The sequence below is a fragment of the Pseudomonas sp. GL_093 genome (assembly GCF_057837605.1).
Genome location: NZ_JBYQNN010000002.1, coordinates 114,231 through 137,061, shown reverse-complemented (window position 1 = coordinate 137,061; position 22,831 = coordinate 114,231). Strand labels below are relative to the sequence as shown.

The 22,831-nt window shown below is 52.8% G+C and carries 17 protein-coding genes; 8 read left to right on the top strand and 9 right to left on the bottom strand.

What is annotated here, in order from left to right:
* Genes AC3IUE_RS33385 through AC3IUE_RS33370 form a run of 4 tightly spaced genes read right to left on the bottom strand, consistent with a single transcriptional unit; the run spans position 1 to position 3,611 of the window.
* Positions 1 to 1,446, bottom strand: coding sequence for a secretion/conjugation apparatus DotM-related subunit (locus AC3IUE_RS33385; RefSeq protein WP_489269079.1), 1,446 nt, complete (start codon positions 1,444 to 1,446; stop codon positions 1 to 3).
* The gene (locus AC3IUE_RS33380; RefSeq protein WP_489269077.1) at positions 1,443 to 1,925 is read right to left on the bottom strand and encodes a lytic transglycosylase domain-containing protein; all 483 of its coding nucleotides are present in this window, start codon (positions 1,923 to 1,925) and stop codon (positions 1,443 to 1,445) included. Before AC3IUE_RS33380 ends, AC3IUE_RS33385 begins: the two co-directional genes overlap by 4 nt.
* On the bottom strand, positions 1,925 to 3,061 hold the full coding sequence (locus AC3IUE_RS33375; RefSeq protein WP_489269075.1) for a hypothetical protein: 1,137 nt from the start codon (positions 3,059 to 3,061) through the stop codon (positions 1,925 to 1,927). Before AC3IUE_RS33375 ends, AC3IUE_RS33380 begins: the two co-directional genes overlap by 1 nt.
* The gene (locus AC3IUE_RS33370; RefSeq protein ID WP_489269073.1) at positions 3,012 to 3,611 is read right to left on the bottom strand and encodes a hypothetical protein; all 600 of its coding nucleotides are present in this window, start codon (positions 3,609 to 3,611) and stop codon (positions 3,012 to 3,014) included. The genes AC3IUE_RS33375 and AC3IUE_RS33370 overlap by 50 nt, the downstream gene beginning before the upstream one ends.
* An 87-nt stretch (positions 3,612 to 3,698) precedes the next feature.
* On the opposite strand from AC3IUE_RS33370, the gene AC3IUE_RS33365 reads away from it, so the two are divergent.
* Positions 3,699 to 4,406: a hypothetical protein gene (locus AC3IUE_RS33365; protein ID WP_489269071.1), complete on the top strand. Its 708-nt coding sequence runs from the start codon at positions 3,699 to 3,701 to the stop codon at positions 4,404 to 4,406.
* A 12-nt stretch (positions 4,407 to 4,418) separates the two neighbouring features.
* Here AC3IUE_RS33365 and AC3IUE_RS33360 read toward each other — a convergent pair whose 3' ends face one another.
* Genes AC3IUE_RS33360 through AC3IUE_RS33345 form a run of 4 tightly spaced genes read right to left on the bottom strand, consistent with a single transcriptional unit; the run spans position 4,419 to position 7,762 of the window.
* Entirely contained in the window at positions 4,419 to 5,009 is a 591-nt protein-coding gene (locus AC3IUE_RS33360) for a hypothetical protein (RefSeq protein ID WP_489269686.1), read from the bottom strand.
* A gap of 8 nt (positions 5,010 to 5,017) precedes the next feature.
* Positions 5,018 to 6,649, bottom strand: a complete 1,632-nt coding sequence (locus AC3IUE_RS33355; protein WP_489269680.1) for a toprim domain-containing protein — start codon at positions 6,647 to 6,649, stop codon at positions 5,018 to 5,020.
* Between the two features lie 4 nt (positions 6,650 to 6,653).
* Positions 6,654 to 7,268, bottom strand: a complete 615-nt coding sequence (locus AC3IUE_RS33350; protein WP_489269678.1) for a thermonuclease family protein — start codon at positions 7,266 to 7,268, stop codon at positions 6,654 to 6,656.
* Between the two features lie 44 nt (positions 7,269 to 7,312).
* Positions 7,313 to 7,762 carry a hypothetical protein gene (locus AC3IUE_RS33345; RefSeq protein ID WP_489269676.1) on the bottom strand — a complete coding sequence of 150 codons (450 nt, stop codon included), beginning with the start codon at positions 7,760 to 7,762 and terminating at the stop codon, positions 7,313 to 7,315.
* A gap of 83 nt (positions 7,763 to 7,845) precedes the next feature.
* On the opposite strand from AC3IUE_RS33345, the gene AC3IUE_RS33340 reads away from it, so the two are divergent.
* From AC3IUE_RS33340 to AC3IUE_RS33310, 7 genes are all read left to right on the top strand, one after another.
* A complete protein-coding gene (locus tag AC3IUE_RS33340) occupies positions 7,846 to 8,280 on the top strand; it encodes a hypothetical protein (RefSeq protein WP_489269674.1) in 435 nt (144 codons plus the stop codon).
* Between the two features lie 237 nt (positions 8,281 to 8,517).
* Entirely contained in the window at positions 8,518 to 9,726 is a 1,209-nt protein-coding gene (locus AC3IUE_RS33335) for a hypothetical protein (RefSeq protein ID WP_489269672.1), read from the top strand.
* Between the two features lie 15 nt (positions 9,727 to 9,741).
* Positions 9,742 to 10,671 carry a hypothetical protein gene (locus tag AC3IUE_RS33330; RefSeq protein WP_489269670.1) on the top strand — a complete coding sequence of 310 codons (930 nt, stop codon included), beginning with the start codon at positions 9,742 to 9,744 and terminating at the stop codon, positions 10,669 to 10,671.
* A 443-nt stretch (positions 10,672 to 11,114) separates the two neighbouring features.
* Positions 11,115 to 12,323: a DUF8534 domain-containing protein gene (locus AC3IUE_RS33325; protein WP_489269668.1), complete on the top strand. Its 1,209-nt coding sequence runs from the start codon at positions 11,115 to 11,117 to the stop codon at positions 12,321 to 12,323.
* A 17-nt stretch (positions 12,324 to 12,340) separates the two neighbouring features.
* The gene (locus AC3IUE_RS33320) at positions 12,341 to 13,333 is read left to right on the top strand and encodes a site-specific integrase (protein WP_489269666.1); all 993 of its coding nucleotides are present in this window, start codon (positions 12,341 to 12,343) and stop codon (positions 13,331 to 13,333) included.
* Between the two features lie 94 nt (positions 13,334 to 13,427).
* A complete protein-coding gene (locus AC3IUE_RS33315; protein WP_489269664.1) occupies positions 13,428 to 14,759 on the top strand; it encodes a hypothetical protein in 1,332 nt (443 codons plus the stop codon).
* Between the two features lie 5 nt (positions 14,760 to 14,764).
* Positions 14,765 to 15,571, top strand: coding sequence for a hypothetical protein (locus AC3IUE_RS33310; protein ID WP_489269662.1), 807 nt, complete (start codon positions 14,765 to 14,767; stop codon positions 15,569 to 15,571).
* A gap of 825 nt (positions 15,572 to 16,396) precedes the next feature.
* Here AC3IUE_RS33310 and AC3IUE_RS33305 read toward each other — a convergent pair.
* A complete protein-coding gene (locus AC3IUE_RS33305; RefSeq protein WP_489269660.1) occupies positions 16,397 to 22,828 on the bottom strand; it encodes an ADP-ribosyltransferase-containing protein in 6,432 nt (2,143 codons plus the stop codon).
* Positions 22,829 to 22,831 lie beyond the last annotated feature (3 nt).

Here is a 22,831-nt window from a genome sequence, read left to right as displayed (position 1 = left end):
TTAGGGCTCTTCACTAGTTTTCGTTTGTTGGTTACCCGTTGCAGGCTTTTTCTGTGCCGGTTGTTCAAAAAGAGCACCTAACCCGCCACCACCAACACCTGCTTTTGTGGCCTGTTTCTTTTCTTGGTCTTGACGAGCTTTATCAAGTTTGGCGTTGGCCTCAGTTACCTGCTTACGCGCAAACTCTTCGGAGTACTCTTCAGGATCGATCCAGTGCTCGCGTGACAACTGATCGCGCGTACCTTCAATCGCGCCCAAGACGTGAGGAATAGGAAGTTTCTTACCCATCAAACGCTCTACCTGGGCGTGTGCCCACGGACCGTTTGCCTCGAAGTAGGGACATTGGCCGCCTTGTCCACAGACCGCGTACCAGAGCGTTCGATTGACTGGCTTTAACCACAACAAGTTGGCGTGTGTAATGCGTCCTTTTTTCCTTGCAAGCGCAAGGGTTTCAACAAGGACGTTTATCGTATGCGCATGTCGTTCGATAATGTCTAAAACAGCTCTCTGGGACGCGTATTTTTTAAGTAGATCGTCGACACCATCAGTATTCGCACTATGAGGAGTGACCAGGTCCCAAGCTTTATCGTATGTAGCCTCACGGAATGAAAAAGCCAGTTGCTCGATCATTTTCCAGGCAAGCAGTCTTTCTCCCGCCGCTTGGGTGACGAAAATCGCGTACAACGCTTTGATCAGAGGTGGTAACGACTCATAGCCCTTCCAGTGACTCCCACACTGTGCTGAGAAAACCTCGTTGGCACGCTGAATGTCTAACACGACGTTTTGATGACTCGGCAGCTGGCGGCGCTTTTCTTTGAATGGCCTGAGTTTTAAGTCTGGAGAAAATGGTGGCAGCTTTACCATCTTCTGTTTATCGAGCTTGCTGTCGGAGTCCACTGGCGTTTTTGACGCCCACAGAAAGCCATTGTCCAATGCGAAGTCTAGGGGCATGGAATATGTGGCCCACGGGCCAATGTACGGATGGGTTGCGAGAAGGTTTTTCCCTCGAATGATCGCGGATGCGGGAAAGTGCTTTGCCTGGATCTCAATCAGGTCGTAGACATTTCGGATTTCGCGCCGGTACCGGAAACGAGCGACGCCCTTGTATGTTGACCATCCCCACCAAATCATCGCCGGGCACATCACCCAGCGCCAGACGTATCCATGTTGGGCGAACAGTTGAAACAGGGTCATTATTCCGTAATCACTCGCCCGCATTTTCGGAATGGCCGCACGAGCGTGAATAATCTCTCGGAGCTCCGACTGGCTCATTAGCCAGTGAAGGTGTTCGTACACTCCGAACGAGTAGTAGGATGCATAGAGTGATGCCCAGATAACCGGAACTCTAAGGATCAGCCATAACACAACTGGAAATATTGTCGCCAAGGCTATTGGTATTAAAATATCCGAGAATGTCGATTTGCCTTGGCTGTAATCTTCGCTCATTCTTCTGAGTCCTCACTGTAAAAGTGCTCAAATGCTTTTTTGAGCTTTCCTGCGTAAATTTTATTATATTCTGGGGTGGCTGAATGATAGTTTGCTATTGCTGATAGATACGATTCTTGATCATGTATTTGCGCCTCTTTTTCTGGAGGCAGTATCTTCCTGAGATGCCACGCAGCAATAGTCACGTTAACGCAGCCGTCGTTTCTAACCTCTTCTTCACTAAAGCCAAGGTCATTCATTGTCTGGCGATGCATTGAATTGAGTTGAAATGGACCGATATCATAAGTGCCATTTTTATTTGCACGACTGTTTTTACCGACCGATCCTCCCTCAACCCAAAGAATCGCTAGCAACACATCCGGGTGAAATGCGTAGGCGGTTGCAGCCCTGTTGAGGCATTCTGCTGTCAACGGTTTTAACTGTGCGCCAAGCGTTATCGGCGAGAGCACAAAGACCAAAGCAGCTAAGAAAATTCTCATTAGCGCATTCTCTGACCGGATGTAGGAGTGTTTTGCTGAATTTCCCGCCCAGGTGAGAGCGCGCGAATTGAAGAAATAGTCGCAAGTTCTATTCCTTGATAGATGTTCTCAAAGGACCTAAAGATTGAATCCAGTGGATATCCGTCTAAAAGAATTTCTCTTCTTTCCTCGATAGGAAGCAGTTTCATCTCATTCAAGACATTCGGTATTCCGTTTTTCCAGCACTCGGCGAGTATTGAGCCTGACTGGTTTAGAAGCATCGAACCAAGCTGTTTCTTTTCGGCTTGTTGGAGTTCGAATGTTTCAGACAGGGTACTTAGGGTTCCTTTCAGAATGCGGTCTGTTAGAAACTCAGAAACTGTCCCCGCGACGCGCTTTGGGTCGTTTATGAAATACGGAAATGCAGCATATTCGAGCATCACAGCCGATGTCGCGCTAGCGAGGGCCATTGACAACTGCCACTCTAATGATGCGTCTGGGATTCCTGAAGTAGTGATGTTCTTAGCGTTACCAGCCAATGCTATGAAAGGGATTAGGTAATCAGATTTCCCAACGTCAGTGACAGTGCCATTTCCTCTATCAATGCCGTTCACAAAAATGGGCATGAGGTAGCCTGAGATCAACGAGGTGAGCCAGGCAGGGGAAACATCTGCTGGAACATCCATGGCTTTCGCTACATGGATCGCATCATCCCGGACGCGACTGAGCACGTGCTGCATTATCCGTGTGGTCCGGTCTATCTCGGTATTCGGGTCAATCCACTTTGTGATAGCACTCATCAACGGCCCAAGAACCTGGACTGTATGGGCTGCCGCCTTGATCGCCGCATCTACTTCAAGATCGGCGCTGACTTCCGCGAAAAAGTTATCCGCAAACGCGTTCTGGTCTATGTGCTTCCGCTGAGTATCTTCTGCTTGCGCGGCCAATCGCTCCACGTGCTCATTCGCGCGGGTAGAGTTAGCCATGGCTTCAGCCATGAGAGGGGAAGGGGTGGATTGCTCCCCCCTTTTTTCAGTTTGCTGAGGCGCTGCTGCTCTGCTTGATGGTGAGTTCAGCAGACCGTGAGTCTGATCGCCCGAAAGCAAATCATCGAGCAGAAGGGAACCGGATAGCTTGTGGTCTTTCGGACTGATCATCGGAAGTGCCTTTGCTCAAGAGTTTGTGATCGAGTGATGCAGGCCAAGCGGTGAGAAGCTCCTCGGCTTGTGACGACTCAAGCTCCTTCCTCAAAATCACGTTCATGAGGTTGGCAAAATAGGGTTCGATTGGGACGACGCGCTGCATTTCAGGCAGCTGCTGCCATTCTTCAGGCGAATACCCCAAGTACTGTTTGCCGAGACACACCGCATGTTCTAAGCAGGTGTCCATAAACTGATGGGCCACTGCGAAGGCCAACGGGGAGGCTCTGTGCACCACCTCGCTCCCGTATGGCGAGTCGTTCTGGACGAATGTGAAAGGAAAGGCTTCAGCAGCCGTCACGTTTCCGGTTTTGATTCCGGAAAGGTGAAGTAAAACCTGGGCATGCATTACCAGCGCTGGCAAAAGAGGCCCCGCCGCATCGAGTGCAAAGTGGAGGGGCATGGCCTCGGATTGCACGCTAAAAGCAGCAACTCCATGGGAGTGGACGCTGCGTTCAAGAAGCTGAGAAAGCCGATCCAAGGAGCTTGGGGCGTACGCGTAAGCCATAGATAACTCCAGATGAATTTACGTCGGGGAATGCTAACAGCAATATATGGTATTGTGTACTGATACGGATGTTTCGCAGAGCGATCAATGCTTTACACAACCTTCTCTTCTTACGATTCAGCTACCGACTCTGTCACTGGTAAATCCAGCTGGATCGTTAACGATCACAATCTCCAGCAGATCTCGCAGGCGGTTTTGTCACGGAAGGCTGTAACCATTCGTTCAACGTCGAGTGAAGGTGGCCATCTCGCATTTGAATGGTTACGGGAGCTTGAGGCTTTCCACTGTATTGCCGACGGCAAATCCAGCGGGCTTGTATTTCTTGATGAGCTCAAAGGGGCAATCGGCAAGCGAATACCCACGAAGGCACTGCCGGTGCAGGTTTGCTTGAATGGCGACCTCGATATTTACCGGAAAGGAATTCTCGATCCGCTGAGCGGCATGATCAGCGTCTACACGGCCACGAGGAATCTCGCACCATTTGGAGCGACAGCCTATCTACTCGACGATCAGCTCGAAGGTGGGCGAGGGCGGTTGATTCTAGGGTTGGCTCGGGGAGAGCCTTCTATCCAGGCCTTGCATGTCTCAGGCGATTCTTTGTCACTGTTGCAAGCAAGACTGGCGGGTGGCGGGCGGCCCATCACTGATCTCCGGTCATCCGCGAATCAACCAGCACTGATGCCGGATGTCGCTGGAAACCAAGATCCATCCAAGGCCCTGCGGCAAATTGTTCAGACTCTTCACGAACACATGGCCTTGCCCTCGCTTGTTAAAGCGCTGAAGCCTCGCCAGTAGCCCTCTGTGGCGCTATGCCGATCTGAGCAGCGGATTATTACTGACTTGCTCGCATAGTCGTTCGTCGAGCTCATAGGCTGCCAACAGCTCGTCGTAATCCATTGGCATTTTCCACAACCAATCAGAGCGTGATAGCACCTCATGGTGACTTCGGGTGGTTTTGGCGATTGATGCTTTTATCGGGTCTGGCATTGCATCGACGTGCCTCTCAAGATTCGAGATGAGGCGCTCAGGACACTCTTCAACCCAGACCGCCACCACCGTCCGCCCATGTTTCTCGGCTAGGGTTTGAAGCTTTGGCAGTGCAAAGCCATCGATCTGGATAATCGGGTGTAGACCGAGAAGCTCGATAGCAAGTATGGATGCCAGGCTGGTGCCTGAAAATCTTCCACCAACAATCCAATGGCCAACAATCTCCTCCGCAGCCAGAAGTCGCAGAAACTCTGGCATAGCTATGCAGTGACGTGTGCTGCCGTTGGTTTCGCCATCCAAAAGCGTAGCGGTGGTGGTCGGCAACACGACACCGTAAGCCCGAGGGAAAATTCTCAGCAAGTTTAGGGCGAGGGCATTACTGCCCCCTCCGATGTCACCACATATGGCCATCCACACCATTAGCCGACTCTCAGCATGCTTTTGAAAGCACTGGTTGCCTGGGCATCGTCTGGATTCTCGTGGATCTTCGCGATGAGTTCGCTCATCGTCACTTTCTGAAGCCAATCACCCCATTGGCTGGCGAGCGTCTTCAGTTCGAATGGTTCAAGTGGGCCGTGTGCAATCGCGTACTGCTGAAGCTGGCGCTCGGCACCAGCGGACTCGTGTTTGCTCGAAAGTGATTTTGCGAGACTCGTGAGTGTCCCTAGGCCTTCGGAGTGAGAAACCAAATTTTTCAACGATGCTCTTACCTTGTTGGATTCATCATGAACCATCCACCTGCTGGCCATGAGCACCAGAGGATGCCAGTCATTTACCAGCGCATCATGGCTTTGAAGCTTGTTTAATTTGTAAATCTCAGATGTGTCCAGACCGCTAAACGCTGCCGCCATGTCCACGAGCTTGTCACGTAGGACACCGGTTGATTTTTGAATGAAAGGTTCCAGTTCCTTCAGGTAATGCGCCCGGTCTTCGAGTGATACCAGGGTGCCTTGCTTGAAGCACAGAAGATTGCGCGTACAGGTGTCGTGGATAAAGTCAGCAAGAGGCTTGGCGTTTGCCTTGGCCTCAGAAAAACTTTCAGGGCCCTCCTTGCGTATCAAGCTGTCCGGATCGTGGCCATCCTTGAGGATGATGATGTTCACATCGAGCATGGGGTCGTAGTGCTCAAGCAAGACTTCCATGCTCCGGTGCATCGCTTTCAACCCTGCGTCATCGCCATCCAGGCAGATCCAGAATTTCTTAACGCCGTGATCGCGAAGAAGCTTCAGCTGTTGTGCCGTGAGGGCGGTACCCATAGGCGCAACGCCGATTGGAAACCCTCCTGCCGATAAGGCCGTGACGTCGATGTAACCTTCAACAGCAATCGCCTCGCCGCTGGCCATGATCTCGCGCTTGTTTTGATAAAAACCGTAGAGCAGTTCTGACTTATCGAACAGAGGGGTTTCTGCCGTGTTTAGGTACTTTGGAAGTTTTGGAACGACGCGCCAAAGACCTTCACCAGATGACTTAATGAGCTCATCGCGCTCCATTAGGGTAAGCAAGTGCTTAGCTGCTGCTTCTGCGGCGGCTGGGGGGACGCGTGACTCAATGAATTGCTTGCTGGTAGCTTCGATGTTGATCGTCGATCCGGATGACTGCATGAATACCCAGACAGCGGCTTCAATCAACACCTCTTGGGACACGCTAAATCCACTGTGTTGAAAGTCTGCATACTCTTCAATGAGCTTTCTATTGGGGCCCGGTTTGATTAGGCGTCCGCCGAACCCACAAAGGACACCATCGTGATTCATGATCGGAAACATCAACCTGCCCCTGAAAAAATCGAGCAGCCGGTCAGAGTTTGATTGTTTTTTTAGGCACCCACCCACCACGGCCGCATTTCGAAGCGTGGCAAAAGAGAAGTGATCAACCAGCCCGCGCAGCTTGTCAGGCGCATAACCGACTCCAAATTTCCATATGGTCTGCGAGCCCATTCCCCTCTCGTTTAGATAGGCTTTGGCTTCAGGCGCGGTTACGTGTGTTCTGTAGTAGACGAGACTGATTTTCAGCGACTTCTCAATCAGCTCCAGGTCGTGTGGCTCGCTAGACATACGATTAGCTCCTACGGAATATCCAAGGTGGGGTAGGGCTCGGGTTACCCCATAAGCCGATGCGCTGCATGCGCGCGCGTTGTTCAGCTGCCTTATAGCTCTGAAGGTAGCTTGCAAATTCGGGCTTTTCTGCGAATTGGGAATAGAGCCAGGCGGCCCCGTTTTCCAGTTGAAGAAGATTCACGTTACGAGAGCGTTCATCGAAGACGATTCCGATCATCCGTCCGTAGGAGTCGTGACCAAAGGACTCGATACGGATTGTGGCCGAGCCTCTGAGCAGTTGCACCAGGGAGGCCTTTGATGACATTCCCCAGTCTTGGGTCTTTTCAGGTGCATCGATCATCGCCATACGCACGCGGTAGGACGTGCGGCCATCAACAGAACGGACGGCAATAGTGTCACCGTCCAACACCGCTTCAACGCTGTATTGCTGGGATGTCTGGGTCGACTGGGCAGATTGGCCAGACTGGGTTCCTGCATTGGTCTTCTTTCGAAGTGCATCAAGAGCAAGCTCGGTGATTACTCCGCCAGCTTCGTTGGTGAGAAAACCTGCGGACGCTGGAACGGATATGACAGATATGGCCAGCATCAGAAGACATGAGATTTTGCGTGTGGTCACTTGAGATGATCCTTATCGGGGCACTGAACAGTTGCCAGTTGAAATTACCGGGGAAGGTGGCAGTCGACTTTGGGTACAAACGTCTCTTCGAACGTCCCGGTCATCTGTGCGCGCTCGGTGTCGATGGTGAGCTTCTGAAACATGGTCGACAGTGCGTTGCGCATCTGGGAGCGATCCCCCATTCCCGACGGCCGAATCAGGGATGCGATTGCTGGCTCTGGACCAGGCTTGTTTCTTCTGTGTTCTAACCACGGCAAATAGTCCATGGCCGGGGCTCCGGTAAGAGGTTGGTGCATGAGCTCGTGCAGCTGGTACGCGGCAAGGGCGTTGGTGCGAAGGAGGCGACCCTCAATTGCTGCTATCAATTCATAAGCCGCATCCTCCGTGGGCGCGACTGGCATTGACGCCCCGACCAGCTTGGCATCCTCAATCAGCCCGTGACTATTCAAGAGCGCTTCAGCCTGTCTTGTAATTGCGGTAATGGCGGATGTCATAAGGATCTCAAGCGACTACGGATAAATTGTACTATACCGAAGTGTAGTGTATAATTTCTATCGTGTATTTTTGAGGAATCACAATGCAATCCCAGCCTATCAATCGTTGGCCTGATGCTTGGCGTGGTCAGTATGAATCGTGTGTTAGCGCCACAATTGACGCAGCGCTTGAGCATTCCGGCAGTCACTGGGCGGACATTCATGTGGAAGGCTTTCAGATTCCACGGCCAGATGCATGGCAGAGCAGTGCGGGTTCGGATGTAGGTCTTGGGCCGATGTCAGCTCCTGGATCTAAAGTCGACATCAATGTGGATGTGGCTTGCGTGCTGCTCGCAGTGTTTGCATTGGAGTATCTAATTCTGTCGTTTATGACAGGTGAGGGCACAATTCCTGAAAAACACAAAGCACTGGCGACCGAAGTTTTCGCGCAGAAGAGGGCGCTTGAAGGGTTGTCCCGGCGTTTGGCGGAGCAGAAGGGTAGCGAACAAGTTGAAGCGTTAAACGAGTTAACGGAGTAGGTGGGATGGATTGGAAATTGACGGCGTTGTTTTGCCAGTTAGAAGAGCGCGTTACAGGCACCCCCGTGGTAGTCACCTACCATCGCGGATCGTATCGAATCAACGGTGGGGAGGGTGTGTCGAGGTCGAAGCTGGCTGAGCGCGTTCGCCAGTTGCAATCGTCATCGAGCATGGGCCTTTTGAACGTGGCTTGAGCCACCAAGCTCATTCAGTAGTCCTCAGCGGAGATCCATAGAGATGTTTGTCAATCGTGACCACTATCAGCGTACTGCAACAATAGGTGCTATTGCTCTGATAGCAGCCTGCACCTTTCTATGGGTCAGCGGATCAGCTCTAGGAAGCTTCTTTATTGGGTTCCTGTCATACCAGTCCGCTGACTTTTATGTCAAAGGCAAGGATTACAGGAAAACAAAGTATCAACAAGTTTGCGATTTCCTGACTCAACACACCTTTGAGATTCTGAAGGGTATCGCATTCGTGTTGGCAACGATTGCATTCGCCGGTACGACTCCACGACCTGAAACGGAATTTGTAAGTGCTATCTATAAAGACTTTCAAGGGTACGGTTTATTGATGGTTGCGTACATCGCTTTAAGGCCAATCTACAAGACTTGGTCGAGGGGTGAGCCTGTCGAGCATTTGGGAGTCATTAAAGCTCTCGCAGGCTATTTTGGCCTGCTGTGGCTGCTCGGCAATTTTGGGGATCAGGCAATCGAAGCGGCCATGTCCGCACCGATGTTGTCAGCGCAGTATCTGCTGCTGATTCTGCTGTTATTAACGGTGCTGTGGATTGGCCGCTGTATAAACAATCCGGCTAGTGACTATGGCTACCTGATCCAATCAGGGTACGCCGTTAGCGCATTAATCCGCGACAACCAAAAGCCAACGATCCGTGATCAGCGTTATACGGCTGCGCACGAAGCCGCGCACGCGATGTGCTATGCAGCACTGAAGACATTGCCAGACAACTTGATGGTCGTAATGAATGAAGCACCGGATAGTAAAAATCATTTGGGGTACGTGAGCGGCCTGGACGAAAGATGTCTACGGACAAAAGCGTTTACCGAGTGGTTCATGTTCTTGCTATTGGCAGGTCGGGAAGGTGAAGCTCAGATATCCAGCACTTCATCCGAGGTGACCCTTGGTGCTTTGGGAGATTTGTCGCGTTGGCAGGCGCTCGCCCGTGACTATCTGCAAATGCAGGATCACGGCGTGTATTTCTGTGAGCCACAAAATTTACATGAGCAGCAGCGTAATGAGTTTGCCCTTGCGTCGCTGCTGGCTAGCCAGGTGAAAGTCCTCAAGGAGTTCCTCGCTATGAACAAGCCAGTTCACGCCAGGATTTCAAGCGAACTGCTGGACAAGAAGCAGTTGGATCGGGCGGAGCTCGAACTCATTTTCAAAGATATTCAATTACCTCAAGGCTTTCCTAAGATCCACAATTGATACGAAGGAACTGGAATGACTAATGCTCATAAGTATGCCGAACTGCAAATTGCAGCTTTCGAACCAGGTCCAGATCGAGGGGCTAGTCGACGGGAATACACCAGGTTCGTGATAGAGCGGAGCATGGCGGAAGCCGAGCCAGAGTTCTTGCTGAAGACTGCAAATCTTTGGCTGCATGAACTTGATTGGACAGAAGCACAATCAGTGCTTGAATTCGTGTCCACGGTTGCAAAGGTGCCACAATCGAAATTGCTTAATTTCGCCAGTTTGCAACTGACTTACGCTTTACTTGCTGGTAATTCGATATTTGCAGAAAGAATTATCAGCCTGTCTGAGTCACAAGGTTACGGTCGACTGAAAGTATATTTCGGAGATTGGACAGAATACGAAGACGCCCATATTGGTTTTCTTCAGACCATCTCAGGGCGTATCGATTTCGAGTTAAACCATGATTTCTTGGGCACGTGCTGGAAGCATCTTTCTACGCATGGGATGATAAAGCTGTTGGCGCTGGTTCAGCGAGAGCATTTTGAGGAACAGGTAATCAACACGCATCGGTTGAAGTATGACCGGTATGGCGGATTGTCTCTCTTAATTACGCTAGGGCGTATTCCCGCTGGGTTAATTTCACCGAAGATTCAAAGTCTCATTGTGGCGCGCAATCTGACTAGTTCCCTCTGGGATTTTGGGATGAGCTTCTCGATAAAGGACTACACGGGGGCAGCCTCTTTGGACGAGTTGGACCGGATCTTCACTGATGCGATTTCAATAGCTCGTCCAGGCGAAGCTCGAAACCTTGGGCGTGGTCTCATTCAGATCATAGGAGCCAAAACCTCTGATGGTGAAAGCGAACAGGCTCGCAGTTTGATTGATCGGTTTACCGTAGATGAGTTTCCGGACTGTTCCGTCGATCTTTACGAGCAGCCGCAGATCGCTCCTACGTGAAATCGACAGTGCTAAGCCCCTGTGAGTGAGCTACATTTCACGTAGAAGCGTTTTCAGGTAGGGAAGGGCTGGAGGCCAAGCAGAACAAGGCCTCCAGCTTTAAAAGTATGGATAACTCCCTAAAAGGTCCATTATAGGGAGTTATCTGATAGGTTGGTGGAAGCCCTTTCGGGTTGACCCAAATTTTTGAAAGGTGGAATCGGGTTATGGGCTGGCTGGGTTCGGGCGCTGTATGGACGGGATTGCCGTCTCGCGTACCTGGAACGGGATATGTCTATTTGCGGATCTGCTACCCAGTCAGGATAGCCATGAATTTCCGAGGTGGTCGCTGTACTGATAGACGATCAGTTGAGCGGCCGGTTCTCATAATGCAGCACAGTGCGTCGAATTCAATTAGTTAGTAGGTTAGTTAGTTTGTTAGTTAATTAGTGCCGGAGGTGCACATGCGGTTGATGGAGAAGAATGGGAACCAGGTACGCACCTTGACCCAAGCCGAGCTTGAACAGCTCCACCGCTTTCACGCAGGTGCATTGACCGGGCACCACCTTCTGAACGCGAATCGAGCTCTACTCAAGATTCGCTCCGATGGTCACTGGCTGGCGTGTGAATGCCGCAGCGACATGCTTCCAGTTATGCATGTGCGCCTCGACAGCAGCTCTGGCATTGTCACGGTAGTGAATAATCCTGAGACCCATGTCCATGTGGACGGGTGCGAGTTTGTCAAAGATGACCGCGACCCAGGTGCCGCGCGCAGCCATTCTGAGCGGCTTGCGGTCATGCTTCCCCCCGACTCCCCGCTCAAACTGATTGGTCAGTTCCGGTCAGTATCTGAAGGCGAAGCGGTCGAGCGATCCCGGAGTGCTGGCGCTGATGGCCCTGTCCAGAAAGAACAGCATCGCCAAGTGTCGATGCTCATGACCTTGATAGAGGCTTCAGGCCTGAATAGTTATTCTGCGGACGGTAAACAAACCCTCACGCAGCAATTTGCCGAGCTTCGCAAGGTTGCCGGGCGCTACGCTTTGGTTGACCGTGTTCCTGCTAGCAACTATTTAGAAACCCGCATCGATATGAAGCACATGCTGATGCTTAAAAGTCGACTGGTTGGGTCTACAGCTTTTCAAGACAAGCGCCGATATGGCTTGATGCTTGACTGCGTCGTGGGCACCAAAGGTCGGAAGCTAATCACTTTCGATAACGCGGACGGTTTCGATTTCAAGGGTCAAAACCTCTTGTGGGGCGGAACCAAAACTGAAGGGCCGGTGCTGGCGCTTGCGATCTACTCCCCGTCTACACCGGGTACCAACTTCTACGATCTCATCAACGTAGCAAGCGTGCCTGTGTTGTCGCGCGGCCACTTGTTTCCTGTCTACCGTGCAGAGGAGCGCGAGGCACTGACGGAAATGGTTAAGATCATCAATTGGATGGCGACCAAAGGGGTTAAAGTCGTAATGCGTCGCCCCATGATCGGTTCATTCACGATGGATGAACTGGTACTGACCGGAGCGTACGACCGTGTTCTGTCGGTATCATTGGCTGCAACCCCTTCGGGGCCTGAGCCTACCTCGGACACATTCAAACGGTTGTCGGATTTCAAAAGCGTGCAAACGTTCAGCAAATACGTCATGGGCTTTTTTATGAATCATCGCCAATGAAACGGTCGGACACGTGGATGACGGAGATTGTCCAGGTCTCTACTGCTTCAGATGGGATCGTCACCAATCCTGGCGACGTAACCATCGGTGCGGTTGAAGAAGCGTGCAAAGCCTTCATGCGAAGCCTGCAACCCTCCAGCAAAATGACCGTCCGCTTCATCATGAAGCAACTGGCGGACGAACTAGGCTTTCCCGTTAGCGATAGATCGGGCCATCCCTTGAAGGTCGAGCAGTTGCCTTGGCACATGCTTACCAGTGACATGCTCACCACTTTGACGGATGCCTGGTCAGAGCAAGGCCTTACCAAAAACACTACGTCGTTACGCCTGTATGTAGTCAGGGGGATATCGCGAGCATGTTTCATGCGTCACCTGATCGGCGCGCATCAGTACATGATGCTCAAAGAGATCAAGGCACCTGGTGGTGAAAACCTTATCGGCCGTGGGCGCGAAGTAGGAAATGAATGGCGAGATGCGCTGTTGAAACACTGCTTGGATGATGAGCGAATTCAGGGTTTGCGCGACGCGGCTATGATCGCCCTCCTCTTCGGCTCGGGCATCCGCCGCGCGGAGGCCGCTAGTCTCAAAGTGGAAACCGTGAACCTTCAGGATGCCGAGTTCCAGATTAAAGCAAAGGGTGGACACGCTTCTCTGGTACCGATGAGCCCGCTCGCCGTGAAGCATCTGACTGCATGGCTGGAAGTGAGAAATAAGTTTCTCGGTCCAAAAGGTGCTGTGTTTTGTCGCATCTTGAAAAACGGGCGTCTCCTGAAGACGGGTATCAAGCCCGATACGATTTATCGGCTGATGATGGAGCGCTCGTTGAATGCTGGTCTGCCCTACTTAGTCCGGCCGCACGATGCTCGTCGAACAATGGCGACCAGGATTATCAATGACGTCGGTGAGCTCGCAGCGCAAAGCGCCCTACGACATAAAAACCTGTCGACGACCAAGATCTACGATATGCGGGCGCGTGAAAAGGTTAAGCAAATACTTAAAGATTTCGATTGATTATGAGCAATATATTTCTTGCTCTGCTGGGAAATATATTTCATACTGAAATCAACTAAACATCAACCATCAGCATATTTTCTTGGATTATGTCATGTCAAATACACCAGTTCCGCCTGTTCTGCCTTACGGCGTAATAACCGATGAGGCGGCTCTGTATTTCGGGAATCCGGATGACACTTTACGGGTGGAGCTGCGCGCGCTAGAAGGTGTTCCTGATCGCGCATACATGGTCGAGGCTGGCAAGGTCTTCGTTTTTGAAAAATTAGTAGCCTTAGTTAAGGATAATGAAGGTTCCATCCGTAAAGACGGTGATTTGAATTCGTCATCTGTAATTGAACTTCTCCAGTCGTGCTGGGTGACACCAATCGAAGCGGTTACAGATTGGGGGATTGTTCCGGTACCTTTCAAAGTGTTAACACCCGAAAACTCGTTTACTGAGGTTGGGTTTACACTCGATTTTGCAGTTGTCCACGAGCCATTCAACGCGATTATTCCAGTCAAACTTTCGTCGCAAGATGACGTTAATGAAGTACTGGCTAAACTTTTGATCGGTGACGAAGTACAGTCCAATGGCAATTTCTCGTACAATGGCGACATTGTGGCGTCCAGTGGCGATTTCTCGTATGAGGGGCAATCATACTGGCTGCGCTCTAAGTTTGACCTTGCTGCCCTGCCCTCACGCCCCTCTTTACCTCGCGCCGCAGAAGAGCCTTTGGGTCATTACGTTTCGAATCGGTTGGAGAGGACTGGATTCTCGACGGGATTCGAGCCTATTTCATCCGAGCTTTATGCCGAAGTAGTTGCGTTGGAGTCGTCATGGGGTATTACCACTGTTGATGCTAAACGCTTTGGTGCAGCCAACTTGGCTTTGCTTTGGGAAACCATCGACAAAACACCACTCGACAACTTGAATGATTCGGCAGACGTCGTCTCTGATGACTTGCGGGATGAGGCTGCGGAACTAGTTTCATTGTATCCTGAGCTTTCTACGATAACCTCTCCGTCACTGGTCAGCCACTACAGTTCCTATCAACAAGACTATTGCTATATGGGTAGTTGGTCACCAAGCCGCGAAATGGATTTTGTCGATTATTTGCTGGGGCTAATGGTCGAGCCTGGCCTGTCCGCTTTCGAGGCTATCCAGGTCGGTGAAATCGCGGCCTCCCTCCTTGTTCGTGGCGATGATTGGGAGCAGGTACGAAGCACCGCGCTTGAGTGGATGGCGTTCGACAGTGCAGTTTATGACTTGGTCAATCGTGTGTATTTGGCGATTAAATTTGTTAGAACGGCTAAGGAGTCTGGCGTGCTTCAAGGAGCCAAAGTGCAAACTACAGGTGATCTCTTCAATAGCATGCGGTCTTTCGGTGCCAAGACAACCACAGCGGTGCAGTCGGCCGCTGACTTTTTACACTTGAAACGGTGATTACATTGAACCGCTTAAAACGAATCACCACAGGGATGTTCATTGCGGCGGTTTTTCTTTTTCTCGGGGGCTGTTCTGATGAGCGACAAGAAGCCTTTGATGCGGCGCAGGCTAAGGCTAAGGCTTTGGCCGCTGAAGACCCTTGGATGGCTTATCAGATATACGCTAAGGACTTGGAGCAGTTCAGATATTGTGGCATAAGATTCGAAAACAATTGTCCAAAGGGTTTCTATCAAGACAAAGTTCCGGAAACACTGTTGGTGCATGCTCTCGAACAGAAGAATTCCGATGCCTTTATGGAACTTTACAGTGCGGATTTAAACGACCCAAAATATGTGAAGACGAAGGTTGAATACGCTCCTAGGTTTTTGGAGTTGGTAGATAGTGACGTATGGGCAGCCAGGACGAATTCTGAATATGACCCTAAGTTTGAAGAGATGCTTGGTACCCGTCAATTTGGGACGAATGAGCGAAAAGTCTACTTTATGGCTGCCAGGATTCTCAGCGAGGGCAATTATATAGCGACTGACACTCGTCGAGCGGCAGGCTATTTGGTCGAATCATGGAAAAGAGGTTCTTTGGATGCGCCTCGGCTCCTTGCCCGGCTGTATAAAACCACGAACAATTTTTCAGATGCTTATTTGTGGTCTTTGCGATGCGTGGGGGAATGTCGTTTTGGTAGTCGCCTGATTCGGGAGACCTTCGACGGCTACCAAAATGGCCTGTCCAATGCGGACATCATTGCTATTCAGAAATTGGCCAATGACCATGCTGTGATCAGTGTTAAACCTGAGCTTCTAAGTAAAAACTGATGTTTAAGATGTCTGGCTACTCGGGCTATCACACGAGTAGCCAGCCCCTTCACCAAGCGGCCAGATTTTATCAACAAAAGCACGGGCCGCCTCCGGCGTTTTGAATCGTTTCCGCAGCACTCTGTCCGGATGCCCCACATCCGCATTGTCGCCTGTGAAGTACGGCGGCCAACCAAACCAGAAATCCCCGCAGGGTTCTCCCTGATCGTCGTGTGGCTGACTCGCGCCAGCCAAGTCGGTTCGCGTCCAGCTGGAAGCTCTCCAGCGTTGCCACATCGGTTCTGCCATTGGAGTTCCTTGGAAATCGTATGTCATTGATATTTCGTGTGACCTTGAACAACTCCTGATCGAACAGATTAGTTTTGCGAGGTTTCCTGTTCAAATCGAATGGGCCGACTCCATGGAGCCATCAGGCACTTCATGACCGGCCACAAGCGGTTTTCACGGAATCGCTTGCGGTAGCGAATCCAGTCCCGTTCGCATACGCCGTAGAACTCAACTTCTTGGCGATAGATGAGCATGTACCCTGATAGCCAGGCGCGGTGCCATTCAGTACGTGCGAAGCGGCGTCGCCACCTACGCGGAATTAATTGGCCATCGTACCCACTCTGGTAAAACCTCATCGGCGTTGAAGTGGTCGCACACGCGATTAACCAACCGCAGTGCGCAGAAAATTGTGAGTTTCCAACGCGCTGTGCAATCAGTTCGCATCGAGCATGAACACGCTTGAACATGGTGGGCATATGGTTTTCTTTTCCTTTGCATCAGAGCCAATCAATCCAACCTCACCGGCAGCAGCGGAGGATCTCCGCCACCGCCCTCCCGCTACATCCGCATTGATGACTGGTGCTGCCTGAAATTTTCGACCTGAGCGTTTTCCAGTAGCTCGATGTCGCAGTAGTCGTAGAGCGGGACTTCCACCCCTTCCCGTATAGGCTTGTTGGTCTCTCCCACGATGTTTACGGCGTTCTCGTTGAAGATCACGTAGTTGAATCGAGGGGTACCCTGCTGCGCTGTTTGCCCTTCGGGGTACCGGATGCCCTGAACGCCGTGCTCCAAGAGCAGGCCGGAAACAGCGGCCTCTGTAACGGCGTCATTGGCGAGCATCGTCACGGTTCTTTGGGCTAGGGCTTTGTAAACGTCGCTACCCTTGCCGTCGGTTTCGATGCACGCTTGTAATGCAGCACGGCAGACGTCGCTGATTCGATCCGAGGACACCAGCGATTCCATGGACTCTTTGACCGATCCGGACTGAAGACTTAATGGCTTGTCCCACCTCATGTAGTTCGAGGCATCGATATCGATCTCAACGGCATAGACGTTCCCCATGCCAATGGGTGGGCAAACCGTAAACTTTTCTTGGGCAAATGCGGCGCGTACTGCCTCTGCCTCGTTCATTCCCCAGGTCGCATCTTGCAGCCGTGATTTCAAATAGGCGTCGTCGGGTTTGCCGCGCAGTTTTTCTTCCAGTGAGTCGATTTGCTTTGTCCAGAACTGGACGTCGCCCTTCTCTTCCACCAGGTCGTTCAGCGCTTCCTGAAGCTCACCCTCACTCATGCCCGGCCGCACGCGCCAATGCAGCGCACTTTCCACCAGGCTCATCCCCAAGCGCTGCTGGCTAAAGGCATCGTCCGCCCAAGCCTTCATCGTGCGTGTGCCACCCTCCGGCATGAGATAGAACGCGGTGATGTATCGACTCGGGAGTTTCATGATGCCTGCCAATACCTTATCGACCACCGCGCGCTGCTGCTCGGGTAGTTCTGTGAGTGCCTGATCCAGCCTGGCGCTCTGGTGCACACTCATGTAGCTCAACCGCCGAAGTTGAATGTCGAAGTTACCCGGATCGCCTATCTGATCGGCATGCTGTCGAACTATTTCCGGAATTATCCGATCCTGCCATTCGGTCAAGCCTTGGAACCGGTGTGTTTCGTACAGCAAGGCGTTTTCCAAGTGCTGGGTTTGGTAATGCCCGGCCAGTGCCTTGCTCTCTGTGAAATACAGACCATAGCCAAAGGCTTGTGCGCCTTCTCCCGTCCCGATCCTGTCCAGGCTGAACTGATCGAAGGAGTGCTGGGTGCCGTGGTACGCCAGGTGCAGCTTTGCTTGCGCATGTAAGTGCGACAGGTCATCCGCGAGCTGCATGGTGAAACTGTCCCAAAAAACACTGGCAGAACCGGTGTGCGTCCCAAGGATGCCAGCGCTTGCCAAGGCTGTCGCAGCGCCCTGTGGGCTACCTGTGTGGCGTGTGAGCGCCGCAAAGACGTCACGGCCAGTCATGCCCGCGACTTGTAGGCGCAGCGTTGTGTAGAGCCGTGCCGCAGCCTCAGGGGCCACAGGCGAATCCCACGACATATGGTGCGAGCTTTCCGGATCTGGAAGTTTGGCGAGACTTTGTTGGCGCGCAATGGCGTCAGTGAGCGCCCGCTGGCTACTTTGGACCAACGTCTTCTGAGCGTCAGGCGCGTTTTTCAACTGGCGAAGGCGTGATTTGAGCTCTACAACCCATGCCTGTTGCCGCTGAGCAGAGGCTTCGCGTGCGGCACGTACATGGCTGGCCGCCTCATCGAAACCAAGAGGAATAATCACGCCCGGAAGCGCTTCGATCATGTCTTGCGATTCATGCGCGCCGACTTGTCGTTTCAGCCTTGGGGTTAACAAATCCCCGGCTGATTTGTTGAATTTGCTTTGAAACGCCGGGGCCTCATTCGCAGCCGATGCTCTCGACGTAGCCGTAATGATTTCCTTGGTGCCTTCCACCAGATCGGTACGGCTGTGCACTCGAACCTGAGCGGGATTGAATAATCTGATTTCCGATTCCCTGGCAGGATTTTCAAGTACCGAAAGCCTGGCTTCTTGGCTTTGCTGGATTGCCGCCAGACTCTTTGGTCTGGTGAGCTGCTCGATCACTGCGGATCTCAAACCGATTGTGTTCCAAACGACAATTTGATCGGCTGGCGCATAATCAGCGGTCTTGAGCGGAGGTATTTCCATTCGCTCGACATCCGTTTTCGAAAGGCGGCGTTCGACGTTTCGGGCCTCTACCTCACCGGCAAGCCTTTTGTACTGTTCACGCGCGCTGACCATGTTGTCGCTGGCGAGGACCAGTTGCTTGTCGAAGATGAGGCTAAAGAGCTCTTCCCCACCCAGTTGCGTCATCAGCGCTTCCAGAGCGTCGTTTACTTGGGCTGAGATCACAGGCTCCCAATCGCGCTCCTGCGCTTCACGACGAAGAGACATGTACTGTGCGTAAATTTCGGCCGTTTCTGGATGAGCATCCAAAATGGTGGTTATTTCCCGGTCCAACTCATCATATCGGAAACTAGTGAGATCGATATCAGTCAGAACTCCAACACTTCCACCTCGGGCGAACCCCTCGATTTTCTGTATTTGGTGTTGAAGCTCGTGGCATATAACCCCCAACGCGCGAGTAGATGGGAGCACTGTATTGATCTCGACCCATTGGCTAACGCCGTCATCGGCCAAGGAGCCCAAGACAATTTTCCCCTGATCGTCCGGGGGCGACACCAGCAGCCGGACTTCAAGCCTGGCGACAGAGGGGTACGCTGCGAAAAGTGTTGGGTGGTACATCAAATCCGAAACACGGAGCTTGTCATCGATGTTCATCGCCTCTAACGCCAAACTGCGTCGAGCGAACACTTCCTTGAATAACCCCGTGCCTTTGATGAAGGCTCGACTGTCATCGATCTCGTAGCGCCATTTTCCGTCGACGCCTTTAAACCATGCGGTTTGCTGACGGATCAGCTCAGCATCTTCGCCAGCCTGTTCCATCTCTCTGGCAAGCAAAAGTGCCTCAGCGTCATGACCGATGGCCAAAGGGCCTGCGAATGAAAGACGCGGTTTCTCATGTGCAAAATGCGGGGAAGTGGCCGACTTGATTTGAGACCCATTGAAGACCGCGTACACGTCCGAGGTGATGCCTTTGGTGCGCGCTGATGCACCGTCTTTGGTGCCACGGATGATCACACCGTCGTGGCCAGCCGCAGCCGCCCGGTCGAACAACTCGCGCTGCTGCGTATACGTCATGGTCTCAGTGGCGACCACCAGAGGGTTGCGCATGCTCAGGTACGCGGGAATAACGTTCGCACCAGCAGGCTGACCGGTTGCCTCAAGTGCAGCAAGCGCTTGAGCCTGCGCAGCTTCAAGCGTTACCGCCTCATCGCTGAACATGTCGTAATCCGGCTGGCGCATCCGCTCCAGCAACTTCGTTTGTGCCGCCGCCACGTCTCTGTCCATGCCGCCCATGGCGTAGTCGCTGGCCAACTCAGGATTGGACGTGAAGAAGGTAACGCCTTGATCGGTTGCATGGCCGTGTTGTGGGATGAACTCGGCAATGTCTGCTGTAGTGCCGTGAAAAACAACCAGTGGCTGACCATTGACGTCCACAACCTGGCTCGAACCAAACCACTCGGCAAACGCTGACTGTTCCCGCTGCGCATCGGAGCCTGAGTCGGTAAAACGGCTATCGTCGGTGGCGATTCCGGCCGACGTTTGTCGGACTATGCCGGGTATCCCTAACTCATCAAGTATCGCGCTGGCCTGTGCTACACCGCCGTAGGTGGACACGAGATCCCGAAAGAAGGCCTCGCCAGTGAGTGATGAAGCCTTTATCGCCAACTCGGGGGCATGCTCGCGCAGTGCATCCATCACTGCCGCCTGATCCAGCATCATGCGTTCTGACTGGATGAGCAATTCTTGATTGATGGTGGCGGTGACCTCGTAGAGGTAGCGGTTTGCGCCCTCATTGGCCAAATTGCCCAGATCGCCCGGTTTGTCCGTATTGAACAGCAGATCGCCCGAGGCGCTGTTGAGGAATTGAATGAATGACTGCGGGGAAGCGTGGAACAGGAGCAGGTCCGTTGCAGGTTGCGTTGCAGGGGAAGTGCTAGAAGGGGCGTGGCCTGAAAAGAACTTGAGGGCAGCAAGCGCTTCATCATCGGGAATAAAGTGGGCGGTAGGACTCACGGCGGCCAATGCGTCTTCCCAGTGTTTGTGCTGCGTGTCCCCGAGTGGCCCATTCGCCGGGTCGTAGGAGGTCAGTTGCCAGAAGCCTTCAAACTTTTGAGATCTGGTCACCAGGTGCAAATGCCGCGGACTCTGGTCATCCAGCGATGAAGTGTCGTCTTGCCAAATGGCAAACCCTTGGCGACCGATTTGTTGGCTGAGGCGGTCGCGTGTCTGGATCTTGGAGTGATTGGCGATAACCTGGCCAGCCAGCACCCGAAGGTTATCCGGCCCCGTCACTGCTGTTTCAGCGGCTATGGCCAACCACTCATCAACCGATGCTCCAACCGCTGGGGCGTTCAGAGCTTGAAGCGCGTAGATGTAGCCCAAAGCCTGTTCCGTCGACATGTCGCCGAGCAGCTGCTTACGCACTTCGGGCGTGGCCATGTACAGCTTATCCAGCACCTCTTGGTCTAACGCCTCAGCCCATGAATTATTGATTGGCTGATCGCGCAACTCAGGGCTGAACTGGCGCGCGTAATAGTCGACAGCCTCACGCGCAAGCGCGGCGATGTCTTGCGAGTTGAGCTGGAATTCGTCGAGCTGGCCCACCTTGTCCAGGTACCGGCTGGTGGGCGAGCGGAAGACCCACGCTCTTAGGTTGGCCAAGCACTCTTGACCGAGCGCGTATCCACCCTCGCCCCCCTTCATGGCGGCCCGCTCGTTGGCCACGTTTTCCACCAGATAGGCAAGACGCTCGCTCGGAATCTGGTAGGCCGGTGTTGATCGTGGAACACGTGCAGCTGAACGCCTCGCATAAGGATCACCGCTCTGTAGCAAGCGCTCGAACTGCGTAACGAGGCGGCCATAGTCAGGCCCAAGCATGCGATTCAGCGCGGCGTGCTCACCAACCTCGTGCAGGAACAGCCCCACGATCTGGTCACGACTGATTCGGTCTGCGCAAAGGTAAACCTTGCCGTTGTGTTCGAGCCCAGCAATGCCCTCCAAGTCAGCGACCGAGTAGTTGAGCTTCAACCGTTCAGGGAGATGATGCGGGCTCGCGATAAACTCAATTTTACCGGCGTCTTCTAGGCTGTTAATCACACCAGGTGTGTAGTGCTGATGCAGCGTTTCTCGAATTTCATTCGGGGTGACATCGGACACAATAGCGCCGTTGCGGATGATGCCCTGACCTACCCCGGTGTCCTGCATCCGCTTAACGTTCTGGATTACGGCCTCGAAACCGCTTCGCCATAGAGCCAGAAGCCGATCATCAGGCCAGTGCGCGAGCGTGGAATCGTGCTCTTCGCGAATCATCGGAAACACTTCCGATATCACCGTCTGATCATCGAGCTCCGCGATAGTCCACGCATCAGTCATCATGCGAAATTCTGCTGGCGTATCGAACCGCAGACCGTATTGCTCGCCAACGCTGACCAGCCATGGGGTGGTAACTGAGTCGCGAAACCGACGCTGGAAAAGGTCATGGGCCACGCCCACAAGAGCGCCAACGCCATCCTGTTGTACCTGGGCTTGCCAGTAGCGCTCATCCAGCATGTCGAGGAGGCTGTTCCGCGTATTTGGGTAACCCTCCAGTGCTGGCGCGTTCCAAAACACATCCGGCTCAACCGGGCTCGCGGTAAGCAATGCATCCAGCGAGCCCCAGTCCTCTATTCCCCATTCAGGTTCCGGCCGGAATAGATCCTCCATGGTGTCGGCATGACGGGAGTGAACAACATTTTCGCCAGTGCTGAAGGTATGCAGGCGATAGCCCGAACGCTCATCACCGGTGATCAGGAATGCCTTGCTCGGATCGTCACCACGCAAAAACACAGTGGGTTCGTTCGACGTGGGCGCAAGCGGGTGATCCGATTTCATAACCAGATCAGGCATACCCTGGTCGATGAAGGCTACAAGCGAGTGCAGACCCAAAGCCTTACAACGGCTTTTCGTCCACGTCATTCCTCGACGCCTCAAGTGCACTGGTAGCCCTTTGAGCGCCAGCTCAATCCCCTGCTCGTTGAGCACTGGAGCAATCGTCTCAGGCCGAACATCTCGCAAGTTCGGCCACACGCTCTGGAGCATGGCCAAGGTATCCACCTTTTCAGGTTGGTAGACCGCGTCCTTGCCCCAGCCAAGCGCGGATAACGCTTGCGCTTGATGACCTGTGAGGGCGGAAAACGCCACCGGCTTACGAACGAACGGATGGAACAGCAAATGCTCCCCCGTGCGGGCAAGAGGGGCGTCTAGCACTACGGCAGACTCAAGGGCGGACTTGGCGAGGATATTAAGCATGGA